This is a genomic window from Streptomyces sp. NPDC043996 (genome assembly GCF_056435225.1).
Window position 1 is genome coordinate 379,962 of sequence record NZ_JBWKEY010000005.1, and the last position, 14,495, is coordinate 394,456.

The window sequence follows — 14,495 nt, forward strand, 5'->3', positions numbered from 1 at the left end:
CGTCCCGGGCGCGTGGTTCCGGGGTCCCGGAGTCGCCTTCGGTGCCTCCGCGTCCGGCTCGCGGTTCGGATTCGGCTGCGGGGTCGTCTTCGTCGTCTGGGTCGTCCCGGGGGCGTGGCTCGGGGTTCCCGGAGTCTCCGGCGGTGCCGCCGTCCCGGGCTGGCGGTTCAGAACCGCCTCCGCCTCCGCCGCCGCGTCCGGCTCGTGGTTCCGAGCCGCCTCCGGCTTCGGGGTCTTCGTCGCCTAGGTCGTCCCGGGCGCGTGGTTCCGGGGTCCCGGAGTCGCCTTCGGTGCCTCCGCGTCCGGCTCGCGGTTCGGATTCGGCTGCGGGGTCGTCTTCGTCGTCCGGGTCGTCCCGGGGGCGTGGCTCGGGGTTCCCGGAGTCTCCGGCCGTGCCCCCGTCCCGGGCTCGCGGTTCCGAGCCGCCTTCGCCCCCGGCTTCGGGGTCTTCGTCGTCCGGGTCGTCCCGGGCCCGTGGCTCCGGGTTCCCGGAGTCTCCCGCCGGGACTCCGCCCCCGGCTCGCGGCGCTGAGCCGCCTCCGCCCCCGGCGCCTCCGTCGCCCCGGGCCCGTGTCGGCGGCTATCCGGCATCCCCCTCCGCGCCGCCACCCGCCGCACGGGATTCCGCACCGCCGCCTGCTTCCGCGCCCCGCGTCCCAGAGCCCCCCACCGCGCCCCCGCCCCGAGACCGCGAATCGGCGCCGCCCAGGCAACCCGCGTCGGCCGCCGCGCCGCCGTCCGTTCCGCCCCGGCCCGGGGAATCCCCGACGCCGACGCCCCGCCAGGGCGACTCTGCGCTCCCGGCGCCCCGCCAGGGTGACTCCGTGCCCCCGGCACCCCACCAGGGTGACTCCGCGCCCCCGACCCCCCGCCCAGGTGACTCCCCGCCCCCGACGCCCCCGGCGCCACGTACCGAGCCCCCCGCCTACCGCGCGCCCGCCCCCTGGGCGCCCCTCGCGGCGCCCTCCGGCCCGGTCACCTTCCCCTCGGCGCCCAAGCCGCCGGAGGCCGGTCCTTCCGGCGCCCGGGCGTCCACGGAGAGCAGCACCGCCACGGTGTCCGCGTCCGACAAGCCGTCGGCGGTGCCGGAAGCGGGCGGCGGCCCCGTGGCGGCCGCCGTGCCGCAGGCGCTCGCGTACGTCGGCGACGGCCCCCCGACGTACGAGGCCGAACCCACCGGACTGCCCGCCGCCGACCCGGACGACCTGGGCAGCCTCGTCGCCGACACCGTGCTCGACGGCGCCCGCTACGGCTCCAGCACCCTGCGGGCCGCATCCCTGCGCGGCGACTCCGCCCGCTACCGGGGCGAACCCCGCCGCGACGCCCTGCTCACCGCCCGCTTCGGCGCCGGGGACGACGCGCTCGTCCTGGTCGCCATGGCCACCGGCGCCCGCGCCACGGCGGGGGCGCACCGCGCGGCCGCCGACGCCTGCGGCTGGATCGGCCGGGCCGTGGGCCGCAGCCACGCGCGGCTCGCGCAGGACATCCGGGCCGCACGGCGCGGCGACCTCAAGTCAGGCCTGCACCGGCTCACCGACCGCAGCCTCGGCAAGCTCCGGGCCCGCGCCGCCGAACTGGGCCTGGAGCCGGAGGAGTACACGGCGTCGCTGCGCTGCCTGCTGCTGCCCGCCGACCCCCGGTGCCGCACCCGGGTGTTCTTCGGCGTGGGCGGCGGCGGCCTCTTCCGGCTGCGCGGCGGCGAGTGGCAGGACATCGAACCGCGCGTCGCGACCACCACGGGCGCCGCCGTCGTCGGCTTCGGCTCCCCGTCCGCCCCTCCCGCCCCTCCCTCTGAGACCCCGGACGGCGACCGGCTCACCATGGACCTCGGCATCACCACGCCCCCGAGCCCGTACGAGCCCGCGCCCGCGCCGCCCCGCGACCCCTTCCGGTTCCGTGCCTCCGTCGCCCGCCCGGGTGACACGCTCCTGCTGTGCACGGGCGGCCTCGCCGAGCCCCTGCGCGGCGAACCCGAGCTGGCCCGGCACCTCACCCGCCGGTGGGCGGAGGGCGGCCCGCCCGGACTCGCCGCGTTCCTCGCCGACACCCAGGTGCGGGTCAAGGGATACGCCGACGACCGGACGGCCGCCGCCGTGTGGGAGGCGTGAGCGCCCGCCCTGTGAATTCATGGACCCATAGCGACCGAAGGGGTGCGTGAAAGACATGGCCAAACAGAACGTCGCCGAGCAGTTCGTCGACATCCTCGTCCGCGCCGGGGTCAAACGGCTCTACGGAGTCGTCGGCGACAGCCTCAATCCCGTCGTGGACGCGATCCGGCGCACCCGGGCCATCGACTGGATCCAGGTCCGGCACGAGGAGACCGCCGCCTTCGCCGCCGGCGCCGAGGCCCAGATCACCGGCACCCTCGCCGCCTGCGCGGGCTCCTGCGGCCCCGGCAACCTCCACCTCATCAACGGCCTGTACGACGCGCACCGCTCCATGGCCCCCGTCCTCGCCCTGGCCTCCCACATCCCGTCCTCCGAGATCGGCCTCGGCTACTTCCAGGAGACCCACCCCGACCAGCTGTTCCGCGAGTGCAGCCATTACAGCGAACTGATCTCCAACCCGCGGCAGATGCCCCGGCTGCTCCAGACGGCCATCCAGCACGCCGTGGGCCAGTCCGGCGTCAGCGTCGTCTCGCTGCCCGGCGACATCGCCTCCGAACCGGCGCCGGAGAAGGCCGCCGAGAGCGCCCTCGTCACCTCACGTCCTTCCGTGCGCCCCGGCGACGCGGAGATCGACAGGCTCGCCGCGATGATCGACGAGGCCGACCGGGTCACGCTGTTCTGCGGCAGCGGCACGGCGGGCGCGCACGCCGAGGTGATGGCGTTCGCCGAGAAGGTCAAGTCGCCCGTGGGCCACGCCCTGCGGGGCAAGGAGTGGATCCAGTACGACAACCCGTACGACGTCGGCATGAGCGGACTGCTCGGCTACGGCGCCGCCTACGAGGCCACCCACGAGTGCGACCTCCTCATCCTCCTCGGCACGGACTTCCCGTACAACGCCTTCCTGCCCGACGACGTGAAGATCGCGCAGGTCGACGTGCGCCCCGAACGCCTCGGCCGCCGCTCGAAGCTGGACCTGGCCGTGTGGGGCGACGTGCGCGAGACGCTGCGCTGTCTGACGCCGCGCGTCAGCCCCAAGTCCAGCCGCAAGTTCCTCGACAAGATGCTCAAGAAACACGCCGACGCGCTCGAAGGCGTGATCAAGGCGTACACCCGCAAGGTCGACAAGCACCTCCCGATCCACCCCGAGTACGTGGCGTCCGTCCTCGACGACCTCGCCGCCGACGACGCGGTCTTCACCGTCGACACCGGCATGTGCAACGTGTGGGCGGCCCGCTACCTCTCGCCCAACGGCAAGCGCCGCATCATCGGCTCGTTCAGCCACGGCTCCATGGCCAACGCGCTGCCGCAGGCCATCGGCGCCCAGTTCACCGACCGCGGGCGCCAGGTCGTGTCGATGTCGGGCGACGGCGGCTTCACCATGCTGATGGGCGACTTCCTCACGCTCGTGCAGTACGACCTGCCGGTCAAGGTGGTCCTGTTCAACAACTCCTCGCTCGGCATGGTGGAGTTGGAGATGCTGGTCGCGGGCCTTCCCTCGTACGGCACCACCAACCACAACCCCGACTTCGCCGCCGTGGCCCGGGCCGCGGGTGCCTACGGCGTCCGCGTCGAGAAGCCCAAGCAGCTCGCGGGGGCGCTCAGGGACGCCTTCGCGCACAAGGGGCCCGCCCTGGTCGACGTCGTCACCGACCCCAACGCGCTGTCCATCCCGCCCAAGATCAGCTCCGAGATGGTCACCGGGTTCGCCCTCTCCGCCAGCAAGATCGTCCTCGACGGCGGGGTGGGCCGCATGGTCCAACTGGCCCGCGCCAACCTCCGCAACGTCCCCCGTCCTTGACCCTGCCGGGGGCCTCCCCCACCCCGCCCCTTCCCGAAACCATGGGGCTCCGCCCCCTGGACCCCCGAAAAGCATTGGCGCTCCGCGCCTCGTCCTCAAACGCCGGACGGGCTGAAACCTCTGGCCCAGGGGTATTCAGCCCGTCCGGCGTTTGAGGACGAGGCGCGGAGCGCCGATATCGGTGAGCGGGGGGACGGGGGCAGCCGCACCCGGAGTGGGAAGGGGCGGGCCTGGGGCGCCCCGCGAGGGATTAGGCCGGGCGGAGGCGGAGGGTCACGATCTGGAAGGGGCGCAAGGTCAGGGCAAGCCCCGCGGGGGAGGTGGGCGCGGGGTGCAGGGGCCGCTCCAGGAGGTCAGTGACGTCGGCCCTGGCGACGGGGAACGAGGCCGTCAACACGCCCCGCACCCGCGCCCCGCGCGACTCATACACCCGCACCACCACATCCCCGCTCCGATCCTCCGCCAGCTTCACCGACTCCACCGTCACCCCCGGATGACCGACCCGCACCACCGGCGCCACCTCACCCGCACCCGCCACCCGCACCGGCAGGTTCAGCGCCAGCCCCTCGGCCACCGCGTCCCCGACCGAAGCGCCCACGAGGAGCGCGTACGTGAAGCGGTGCGTGCCCACGTCCGTGACGGGGTCGGGGCTGTGCGGCGCGCGCAGGAGGGTGAGGCGCACGCTGGTGCCGAGCCCCTCGGCGTGTTCGGCGCGCGACACGTCGTACCCGTACGTCGCGTCGTTGAGCACGGCGACCCCGTACCCCTCCTCGGCGACCCGCAGCCACCGGTGCGCGCAGATCTCGAAGCGGGCCGCGTCCCAGCCGGTGTTGGTGTGCGTCGGCCGGTGCACATGCCCGAACTGGATCTCGGCCGTGGACCGTTCGGCGTGCACGTCCAGCGGGAACGCCGCCTTCAGGACCTTCTCGGACTCGCGCCAGTCCACGTCCGTGACCACGTCGAGCCGACGGCTGCCGGAGGCCAGGCGCAGCTCCTGCGTGATCCGCGAGCCGTCCCCGAAGGCGCGCACCACCCGCACCGACGCCCGCAGCGGCCCGTCCTCGACCAGTTCCACGGACTCGGCGTCCGTCAGGTCGGTGTGCCGGTGGCGGTAGTGCTGGTCCAGGTCCCAGGCGTCGTAGCGGGTGGGGTGGTCCGGGTGGAGCTGGAGGAGGTTGCCGCGGGCGTCGGGGGAGAGGACCTCGCGGTCGTGGTCCAGGTCCCGCACGGAGGCGAGCAGCCCGTCGGCGTCGACGGTGACGCGCAGATGCTCGTTCGTCAGGATGATCTCGGTGCCGGTCCGCGTCGCCGAGGTCACCGCGCCGGGAGCGGCCTCGCGGGCGGCGGCGGCGAGGCTCCGGCTGCCGAACGCGCCGACCGTGACATGCGTCAGCGCCCCGTCGTGCTCGACGACCTCGCCGCGCGGGTACGGCGAGGCGTTCAGGACGGCAGGCCCCCCGCCACCCAGGTGACGCACCGCCTCCTCGGTGATCCCGTCCAGCTCGGCAAGGACGCGCGCGTACGTCTCCCGGGCCTCCCGGTGCACCCACGCGATCGAGGAACCCGGCAGGATGTCGTGGAACTGGTGCAGCAGGACCGTCTTCCACAGCCGGTCGAGCGCGTCATACGGATAGGCGTACGCCGGGTCCTTCAGCGCTGCCACCGTGCACCACAACTCGGCCTCCCTGAGCGCGTGTTCACTGCGCCGATTGCCGCGCTTGGTCGCCGCCTGCGTCGTGTACGTCGCCCGGTGCAGCTCCAGATACAGCTCGCCCGACCACACCGGCGCCCGCTCGCCGTACTCCTCCTCGGCGGCCGCGAAGAACGCCGACGGCTTCTCGATCTCGACGCGCGGCGAGCCCTCCAGGGAGCGCAGCCTGCGCGCCCGCTCCAGCATCTCGCGGGTCGGGCCGCCGCCGCCGTCACCCCAGCCGAACGGCACCAGGGAGCGGCTCGCCCGCCCCTTCTCGGCGAAGTTCCGCTCGGCGTGGGCCAGTTCGGAGCCGAGGAACTGGGAGTTGTACGTGTCCACCGGCGGGAAGTGCGTGAACACGCGGGTGCCGTCGATGCCCTCCCACCAGAACGTGTGGTGCGGCATCTTGTTGGTCTGGTTCCAGCTGAGCTTCTGGGTGAGGAACCAGCGCACCCCCGCGAGCCGCGCGAGCTGCGGGAAGGCGGCGGTGTAGCCGAAGGAGTCCGGCAGCCAGATCTCCTCGGTGTCGATGCCGAACTCCTCCTGGAAGAACCGCTTTCCGTGCACGATCTGGCGTGCGAGGGCCTCGCCGCCGGGCAGGTTGGCGTCCGACTCCACCCACATCGAGCCCACCGGCGCCCAGGTGCCGTCCGCCACCGCCTTCTTGATCCGCTCCCAGATGTGCGGCTGGTGCTCCTTCACCCACGCGTACTGCTGCGCCTGCGAGCACGCGAAGACCAGCTCCGGATAGTCACGCGCAAGGGCCGTCACATTGGCGAACGTCCGGGACGCCTTCCGTACCGTCTCGCGCAGCGGCCACAGCCACGCCGAGTCGATATGCGCGTGCCCGGCAGCCGATACGCGGTGGGCGCTGGCGGCGGCGGGCCGCGCGAGCACCTCGGCGAGCGCGGCCCGGCCCGCGGCGGCGGTCCCCGCCACGTCGTGCAGATCGAGCGCGTCCAGCATGTCCTCCAGGGCCCGCAGGATCTCGTGGCGGCGCGGCCGGTCCGGGTCCAGCTCGCCCATCAGCTCGGAGAGGACTTCGATGTCCAGGACCAGATGCCACACGGTCTCGTCAAGTACGGCCAGATCGGCAGCCGCGAATCGGTAGATCGGCCGATCGCCGGCGGTCAGGACGTCCCCCAGCGGCGTCGGCACGAAGTCGTGCAGGACCGCCGGGTTGGCCGCGGCCTCAAGCAACAGGCTCACCGGCTCCCCGCCCCGCGCCCGGGCCGCGACCGGCACGTGACGGTTGCGGGGGTGAACGCCCTTCACGGGGACGCCCGCCGCGTCGTACACCAGCCCCTCCGCCTGGAAGCCCGGACCCTCGCCGGTGAACCCCGGGTCGATCACCACTTCCACCTGCCGCCCGGCCCATCGCGCGGGCACCTCGCCCTGGAGCCGGAACCAACTCGTCGACCAGGGCTTTCCCCAGGCGGTGCCCGGCTCGAAGGGCTCGTACGCCGCGCGCAGCGCCTCGGCCACCGGCACCGGCTCGCCCGGCGCGTGCCACACGGACAGCGCGAGCGGCACCCGGTCCGCGTACTGGGCGGGCCGGATGAACTGCCGCAGCGCGCGTTCCAGGCGCTCCTCCACCAGCTGTCGGTCGTCGTGCACGGCGGCTCCTCCACTTGGTCGATCCGAGGTGGTCCTCGGCTTCACTTCCCCTCAACCCATCGGCGCATCCTTCTCGTTGGTTGACGAATGGACATGAGTGGCTCCCAGAGGGACGGGCATGCATCCCGTGAGCGTGTTCGACGGACGCAAGGCGAACACCGAGCACAGACCGGGCGGGGGGTCCGGTCGTCCACGGGTGGGCGGGGGTCATGCGCAGAGACGTACGCGGAGGCGGCGCCATCGGCTGGGGGGCGGCCTCATCGAGACGAGAGGACGATCCGGTCGAAAGGGCGACGAACGACGGCAGAGTGCAACTGCGGCGCCGCCTCGGCCGCGCCGACCTGCGGGGGGTGTCCGAGGCGCGCCAGGCGCTGCGGGACCTCCTGCGGCACTGGGGGCGGCCCGGGGCGACGGACGTGGCCGAACTGCTCACCAGCGAGCTGGTCACCAACGCCCTTGTGCACACGGACCACGACGCGATCCTGACCGCGACGGTAGGGCCGCGGCGGCTGCGGGTCGAGGTGCGGGACTTCGTGGGGCGGCGGCCGCGGGTGCGGGGGGCGGCGGAGGCGGGGGACGCCACGCACGGGCGTGGGCTCGTCCTCGTGCAGTCGCTCGCGGACGCGTGGGGAGTACGGGCGCACGGCGTGGGCAAGGCGGTGTGGTTCGAGCTGGACGCCGGCGTCCGCTGAAGCCTGGCCCGCGTGGGACGCCCCAGACCCGCCCCTTCCCGAACTGGGGCTCCGCCCCAGACCCCGCTCCTCAAACGCCGGAGGGGCTAAAAGACCGCCGCAACCGGCAGAGATTCAGCCCGTCCGGCGTTTGAGGACGAGGCGCGGAGCGCCGATGCTTTTCGGGGGTGTCAGGGGGCGGCGCCCCCTGGTTCGGGAAGGGGCGGGCCTGGGGCGCACCGCGAGGGCTAGCCGAACTGCTGTTCCAGGTCCTTCAGTTTCTGCTCCAGGGAGTCGAGCCGCGGAATCGTCTGCGTATCGTCCTCGGCGGTGAGATCGACGGTCACGGTCTCGGCGTCACGGGAGCTCTTGACGGCCTGGAGGGAGGGACGGGAGCGCACGGGCAGCTGGTCCTGCGAGGGATGCGGCGAAGCCGCTATGGCAGGGTCCGCACCGACCTGCCCGGACCCCACGGACTGCGTCATGGCCTGCACGTCCACCTGACGGCCGCCGCGCGCGTGGAACCCGCGCCCCCGGCTGATGGCCTTCAGCTGGGCCCGCTCCAGCTTCTCCTTGTCGCGCCTGCGCGTGCGCGTCTGCTCCTTCTCGCGCCGGTCCTCGCGGACCTCCTCGACGGCCTCGTCCAGGGTGCGCACGCCCTCCAGGAGCATCAGCGACCAGGCGCCGAAGGTCTCCCGGGGCGCGCGCAGCCACCGTACGATCCGGATCTGCGGCAGCGGCCGCGGCACCAGGCCCTGCTCGCGCAGGGCGGCGCGGCGGGTCTGCTTCAGCGCGCGGTCGAAGAGGACCGCGGCCGACAGGGACATCCCGGCGAAGAACTGCGGGGCGCCCGCGTGGCCCAGGCCGCGCGGCGCGTGCACCCAGTTGAACCAGGCGGCGGCCCCCGCGAACGTCCACACCAGCAGGCGCGAGCCGAGGGCCGCGTCGCCGTGGCTGGCCTCGCGCACCGCGAGGACGGAGCAGAACATCGCGGCCCCGTCGAGCCCGAACGGCACCAGGTACTCCCAGCCGCCGGAGAGGTTCAGGTTCTGTCGGCCGAAGCCCACCAGGCCGTGGAAGGAGAGCGCGGCGGCGACGGCCGCACAGCAGAAGAGCAGCAGATAGGAGGCGGTGCCGTAGACGGCCTCCTTGCGCCGTCGGCGGTCCTCGCTGCGTTCCCAGGAGTCCTCGGAGGTGGCCGCCTTCGCCTGGGCCTTCTTGCCCCGCGCGAGCACCGCCACCGCCACGGCCAAGCCCAAGAGCAGCACGCCGGCGGGCAGCAGCCAGTCCAGCGATATGTCGGTCAGTCTCATCTGGGGTCCCTTGCGTCGCGGTGGGGCGTTTCGGGCGCCATAGTGACCCACGCCCGACGGCGCTCAAGGGGTTTTCCGGCAAGAGGACGCCAAGTGGGTGGCAAGGGGGGAGCCAGGCGCCGAATCGCTCGAACTGCTGGGAGAAATCCCGGAGTTGAGTTCGATTCCGCGGACACGAAGGGGTGGTTCGGGGTGAAGGGGTTGCGGGTGGGGGCGCGGAGGTGGCGCCCGTAGGCTCAGGCGGCGGCCGCGGCGGCGAGCTTGGCGGCGCGGTCCGCGTCGCACATGCGGGGGCAGGTGACGCAGGTGTCCTCGGGCCGCAGCGTGTAGAACATGCAGCAGCTGGCGCGGTCGCGGGTGGGCAGCTTCTCGCCGCTCGGCCCGGTCAGCTCGCGGAAGGCGGCCGTGCCCACGTACGGCTTGGTGGCGCCGGGCAGCAGCCGCTCGAGCTCGGCCGTGGCGCGCTCCTCCTCGCCGAGCAGGTGGGCGACGTACCAGATGCCCTCGACGATCTCGTCCGTGGCGACGGCCCACAGCGCGCGCCCGCGGCGTCGCATGCGCGGCCCGAAGCCGTCGAGCAGCGGGCCCAGGTGCTCGGCCACGGCGGCCCGCAGCTCGGCGCGCAGCGCCTCCTCGTCCGCCACCACGCGGGCGCCGGGCAGGGCGGCCGCCGGGTCGTCCGGCAGGCAGGCGAAGGCGGTGGTCCGCACGGCCATCTTGCCGAGCGCGCGCTGGAAGGAGACGTGCTCCACCGGATAGCGCGGGACGCGCCGGTGCAGGAACCACGGCACGGTGAAGAGCAGACAGGCGGGCCAGGCGTAGCGGTGCAGGGCGAAGCTGGCCACGACGTCGGGCCTGGCCCGCTGGCCGTAGTCCTTGAGGACCTGCGCCTCGTCCCAGGCGAGGAACTCATCGAACTCCGCCCCGGCCTCCGCGAGCCGCGCGACCGAGACCCAGCCGCCGCCCTGGGGGGCCTTCTCGTCCTCGGCGAGCTCCTGGATCCGCAGTCCGGGGTATACCTCGGTCAGACGGGCGTAGGCACCCGTGACCGGGCTGTGGGTGCGCTCCGTGTACCGGGCGCCGGGTTCCAGGGTGGGAACGGACATGCGGGGACCGCCGAATCACGATCGATTGCAGGTTAGCCTAACCTTACCCAACATGATCGAGGTTTCAACTGGAGCCCGGTCCGCCTATCGTGCTTCTCGTATGGTTCGGATGGTTCGGATCGTACGTTTCTGATCCGCATCCGATCCGCATCCGATCCGACTCTGATCCGGACCATCCGAACCATCCGACTGATCCGCATCCGATCCGTGTCCGGCCCGCCCCTGCGCACCGGAACGCCGGGTGGCGGACGTTGCCGGGTGGGACGCGGGATGCGGGAGGCGTGAGTGGAGCGGGCCAGAGCGCACGCGGCGGAGGGGTCCGCCTGGTGCGCCACCGCGAGGGTGCCGGAGCAGCCGGGCGCCGGGCCCGGTGACCGGGCGGCGCGCGGCGAGCACACGCACACGGCGCCGCCGGCGCGCGGCGCGGTCCGGCGTGACTCCGTGCGCGGGCAGGTCCTCGACGCCCTGCGCGCCGCGCTCGTCGGCGGTGAGCTGACGCCCGGCGAGGTGTACTCGGCGCCCGCGCTCGGCGAGCGCTTCGGGGTGTCCGCGACGCCGGTGCGCGAGGCGATGCAGCGGCTCGCCGCCGAGGGGGCGGTGGAGGTCGTGCCGAACCGGGGCTTCAGGGTCGCCCGGCGCAGCGCGCGGGAACTGGGGGAGCTGGCCGAGGTGCGGGCGCTCCTGGAGGTGCCGGTGCTGCTGCGGCTCGCGCGGAGCGTTTCGCCGGGGCGGTGGGCGTCGCTGCGGCCGCTGGCCGATGCGGCCGTGGGGGCGGCGCGGACCGGGGACCTGGCGCGGTACGCGGAGGCGGACCGGGCCTTTCACCGGGGGGTGCTTGGCCTGTCCGGAAACGAGCAGTTGGTCGAGGTCGCTGACGATCTTCATCGGCGGGTGCAGTGGCCGGTCGTCGGTGGGGGTGGGAGTGGGGGCGGGAGCGGGAGCGGGCGGGGGGCTCGGCGGGCCGAGCTCGTCGCGGACGCGGTGGAGCATGTCGCTCTGCTGGACGCGGTGGTCGCCGGGGATCTGGTGCGGGTGGCGGCCGTGGTGCGGGCCCACTTCCCGGCCGCGCCTTAGCCCTCGCGGGGCGCCCCAGGCCCGCCCCTTCCCGCTCCGGGTGCGGCTGCCCCCGTTCCCCCGCTCACAAGCATTGGCGCTTCGCGCCTCGTCCTCAAGCGCCGGACGGGCTGAAATGCCCGCGCTGCGCGCTTGTCCTCAAGCGCCGGACGGGCTGGATCTTCGCGCTGACGCGCTCGTCCTCGAACGCCGGACGGGCTGAATCACCGCGCTTGCACGGGTGGTTTCCCACCCACCCACCCACCCGCGAGCCGCTAGGTCGGGGGGTGCGAGGGCAGCCGCAGGTGTAAGGGTGGGCGGGTGGGGGATAGCCCGTCCGGCGATTGAGGACACGGGGCCGACTAGGCCGCCGGGGCCGGTGGGGTGAGTTGGGCCGCCAGCCAGGAGGGCACTCCGCCCAGGAGGCGAAACAGGCGCCCGGCCTCGGCCCGCAGCCGGGAGGCTTCCGGCTCGGGCTCGGCGTCGGCAAGCGCGGCGAGCGCCGGAGCCGTACCGACCAGGAACCCCAACTCCTCCCGCAGCCGCAGGGATTCGGCGAAGCCGTGCCGCGCGTCCGCCAACTCCCCTTCCCGCAGGGCGAGTCCGGCGAGGTGCCGCCAGGTGAAGGAGAGGAGCAGCGAGTCCCCGTGCGCGGTGGCCCCGGCGTGGGCCCGCCGGTACGCCGCCCGCGCGGCCTGCGGCGAGTCGGCGAGGTGCTCCGCGACCAGGCCCCGGCGGAAGTCGAGCAGGGCCCGCCCGGCGGCACCGGGCGGGAACAGGGCGGCGGCGCGGCCGAGCGCGGTGCGGGCCTCGTCGGCCCGGTCGCGTACCCCCAACACGGTGGCCGCGTAGGCCAGTTGGCCGCGCTCGCAGGCCGCGGCCCCGCGCGCGTCGTCATCGTCGGCGACCGCCTCGGCCGTGCGCAGGCTGTCCTCGGCCTCGCCCCAGCCCTCACCGGTGAACAGGCAGCGCTCCACGAGCAGTGACGTTCTCTGCAGCGCGTGCGCCGCGCCCTCCCGTGTCGCGAGCAGCGCTGCGGCGTCGGTCCAGCAGCCGCGCGAGCGCAGCCGCCATACCGCGGTCTGGAGTGGATCGTGCCCTGAGTCCGTTCCGGTACCAGACATGGCGGTATGCGCCACGTTGCCCTCCCCTAGCGCACCATTGAGCTGTTGAGTCGTGGGCGAATCTCAGCACGGATCGGCGCGCGGGGCCAAGGGGGCGGGTGAAGGATTTCACAAAGTTGGGGGAGGCCGAGACGGACTCTTGGCGTCCGTCGCGCGGACGCGGACGGGCGCCAGGACTTCAGCTCATCCGCAATGCCAAGAAGAAATCCAGCTTGTCCTCCAGGCGCGCGAGGTCACGGCCCGTCAACTGCTCGATTCTGCCCACGCGGTAGCGCAGTGTGTTGACGTGCAGGTGCAGCCGGGTCGCGCAGCGCGTCCAGGAGCCGTCGCAGTCGAGGAACGCCTCCAGGGTCGGGATGAGCTCCGCGCGGTGGCGGCGGTCGTACTCGCGCAGCGGGTCCAGGAGACGGGCCGTGAACGCGCGGCGCACGTCGTCGGGCACGAACGGCAGCAGCAGGACGTGCGAGGCCAGCTCCTGATGGCCCGCGGCGCACACCCGGCCGGGGCGGGCGGCCGCGACGCGGCGGGCGTGCCGGGCCTCCTCCAGGGCGCCCCGCAGCCCCTCGGCGGAGTGCACGGCCGCGCTGACGCCGAGCGTGAGGCGGCCGTCGTCGGCGAGGCCCGCCGTCAGGGGCTCGCGCACGGCGGCAAGCAGGGCGTCGGCGAGCAGGCCCGACTCGGTGGCCTCGCCGTCGGGGGACATCGCGGGCAGCGGCACCAGGGCGACGGCCTCGTCGCCGGTGTGGGCGACCGCGATCCGGTCGGAGGGGTCGGGGCCCGCCGTCGCCGGGTCGACGAGGATCTCCTCCAGGAGCGCCTGCGCGACCGGGCCGCCCGCGACGCTTCCGGCCCCGCGCCCGCCGTCGGCGCCCGCGGGACCGCCCTGCACGTCCTGCCACTCCACGCGGGCCACGACGACCTGCCAGTGCGGCGCCGCGCCGAGCCCGGGCAGCAGCACCGGCGCCGCGACCCGCAGGCGGGCGGCGATCTCGGCGGGGGCGGCCCCCGTCTGGACCAGTTCCAGGACCTCCTGCGCGAGGCGGCGGCGCACCGTGCGCGCCGCGTCCCTGCGGTCGCGCTCCACGGCGATCAGCTGGGTGACGCCCTGCAGCAGGTCGAGCCGCTCCTCCGGCCAGTCGCCCGCGTCGGCCTCGACGGCGAGGAGCCAGTCCGAAAGGACCGTCTCGCGCACGTCCCGGGAGGCGCCCGCCGCGCCCCGGCCGCTGGAGCGGATGGGGAACAGGGAGTAGGTGACGCCGTCCACGCCCACCCGGTGCGGGCCGCGCCGCCCGGTGCGCGCCGCGGCCAGGTGCTCGCCCGCGAGGCGCGCGCGCACCGCCGCGGACAGGGCGGGCGCGCCCGCCGCCGCCCCGGCGATGGCGCGGCCCGCGGGGGAGAGCACCCATGCGCGCAGGTCCAGGTCGGAGCCGAGCAGGTCGAGCACCACGTCCGGGCCGCCGCCCGCGGGACCCGAGGTCATCAGGCGGCGGTGGCGGTCCACGACGGCCGCGAGGTCCCCGGCGCGCTCGCCGGACACCTGCCGCACCACGTGCTCGGTGATCGTCGCGAACGCCACCGACTCGTTCACGGCGAACAGCGGAAGCCGGTGCCGGGCGCAGGCCTCCACCAGGTCCTCGGGGATGTCGCCGAGCTCCGCCTCCCCGGCCGCGAGGGCCGCGACCCCGGCGGTGGCGAGGATGCGGACGAAGGGCTCGGTGTCGGCCGCGTCCCGGCGCCAGGCGAGGCCCGTGAGGACCAGCTCGCCGCCTGCCAGGTACCGGCTGGGGTCGCGCAGGTCCGTGGTCATCACGCCGCGGACGGTGCGGTCGAGCTCGTCCTCGCCGCCGAGCAGCCTGAGGCCCAGGACGTCGGTGTCAAGGAGTGCGCGCAGCCGCATGATGGTGTCGCCGCCGATCTGTCTCGATTTCGTGTGTACCCGGCCGTCCCGGAGGTACCGGAGGCCGCGGGGCCTGGAAGGCCATTCGGTTTCCCGGGGGAATCCGCGAGGTTAC

At 74.3% G+C, this 14,495-nt stretch carries 10 protein-coding genes; 5 read left to right on the top strand and 5 right to left on the bottom strand.

All coding sequences use genetic code 11. The annotated features are described in order from the left end of the window. The 3 genes from AC07A4_RS15755 to AC07A4_RS15765 form a co-directional block, all read left to right on the top strand. Nucleotides 1-247 (top strand): hypothetical protein (locus tag AC07A4_RS15755; protein WP_478598224.1); only part of this gene is annotated, 247 nt, incomplete at its 5' end. A gap of 577 nt (nt 248-824) precedes the next feature. Next, nucleotides 825-2,108, top strand: a complete 1,284-nt coding sequence (locus AC07A4_RS15760; protein ID WP_478598226.1) for a protein phosphatase 2C domain-containing protein — start codon at nt 825-827, stop codon at nt 2,106-2,108. 55 nt (nt 2,109-2,163) lie between these two features. Then, nucleotides 2,164-3,906, top strand: a complete 1,743-nt coding sequence (locus AC07A4_RS15765) for a pyruvate dehydrogenase (RefSeq protein ID WP_478598228.1) — start codon at nt 2,164-2,166, stop codon at nt 3,904-3,906. Between the two features lie 250 nt (nt 3,907-4,156). Here AC07A4_RS15765 and AC07A4_RS15770 read toward each other — a convergent pair whose 3' ends face one another. Beyond that, the gene (locus AC07A4_RS15770; protein WP_478598230.1) at nt 4,157-7,216 is read right to left on the bottom strand and encodes an alpha-mannosidase; all 3,060 of its coding nucleotides are present in this window, start codon (nt 7,214-7,216) and stop codon (nt 4,157-4,159) included. A 308-nt stretch (nt 7,217-7,524) separates the two neighbouring features. Between AC07A4_RS15770 and AC07A4_RS15775 the strand changes: the two genes are divergently transcribed. Beyond that, nucleotides 7,525-7,908, top strand: a complete 384-nt coding sequence (locus AC07A4_RS15775) for an ATP-binding protein (RefSeq protein WP_478598233.1) — start codon at nt 7,525-7,527, stop codon at nt 7,906-7,908. 227 nt (nt 7,909-8,135) lie between these two features. Here the strand turns inward: AC07A4_RS15775 and AC07A4_RS15780 are convergent, their stop codons facing one another. Both AC07A4_RS15780 and AC07A4_RS15785 read right to left on the bottom strand, forming a co-directional pair. Continuing rightward, nucleotides 8,136-9,200 (bottom strand): DUF2637 domain-containing protein, encoded by a 1,065-nt coding sequence (locus AC07A4_RS15780; protein WP_478598235.1) that lies wholly within the window; start codon nt 9,198-9,200, stop codon nt 8,136-8,138. A gap of 236 nt (nt 9,201-9,436) precedes the next feature. Next, on the bottom strand, nt 9,437-10,306 hold the full coding sequence (locus tag AC07A4_RS15785) for a (2Fe-2S)-binding protein (protein ID WP_478598238.1): 870 nt from the start codon (nt 10,304-10,306) through the stop codon (nt 9,437-9,439). A 285-nt stretch (nt 10,307-10,591) separates the two neighbouring features. Between AC07A4_RS15785 and AC07A4_RS15790 the strand changes: the two genes are divergently transcribed. Continuing rightward, on the top strand, nt 10,592-11,380 hold the full coding sequence (locus AC07A4_RS15790; protein ID WP_478598240.1) for a GntR family transcriptional regulator: 789 nt from the start codon (nt 10,592-10,594) through the stop codon (nt 11,378-11,380). Nucleotides 11,381-11,721: 341 nt separating this feature from the next. Here AC07A4_RS15790 and AC07A4_RS15795 read toward each other — a convergent pair whose 3' ends face one another. Both AC07A4_RS15795 and AC07A4_RS15800 read right to left on the bottom strand, forming a co-directional pair. Next, the gene (locus tag AC07A4_RS15795) at nt 11,722-12,498 is read right to left on the bottom strand and encodes a hypothetical protein (protein WP_478598243.1); all 777 of its coding nucleotides are present in this window, start codon (nt 12,496-12,498) and stop codon (nt 11,722-11,724) included. Nucleotides 12,499-12,661: 163 nt separating this feature from the next. Then, complete coding sequence (locus tag AC07A4_RS15800; RefSeq protein ID WP_478598245.1) at nt 12,662-14,380, bottom strand: PucR family transcriptional regulator; 1,719 nt, start codon at nt 14,378-14,380, stop codon at nt 12,662-12,664. Between the last annotated feature and the right edge of the window lie 115 nt (nt 14,381-14,495).

Excerpts from the sequence above, each read along its gene's own strand:
- AC07A4_RS15765 (WP_478598228.1), top strand. The coding sequence starts at position 2,164 with ATGGCCAAACAGAACGTCGCCGAGCAGTTCGTCGACATCCTCGTCCGC.
- AC07A4_RS15780 (WP_478598235.1), bottom strand. The coding sequence starts at position 9,200 with ATGAGACTGACCGACATATCGCTGGACTGGCTGCTGCCCGCCGGCGTG.
- AC07A4_RS15785 (WP_478598238.1), bottom strand. The coding sequence starts at position 10,306 with ATGTCCGTTCCCACCCTGGAACCCGGCGCCCGGTACACGGAGCGCACC.
- AC07A4_RS15800 (WP_478598245.1), bottom strand. The coding sequence starts at position 14,380 with ATGCGGCTGCGCGCACTCCTTGACACCGACGTCCTGGGCCTCAGGCTG.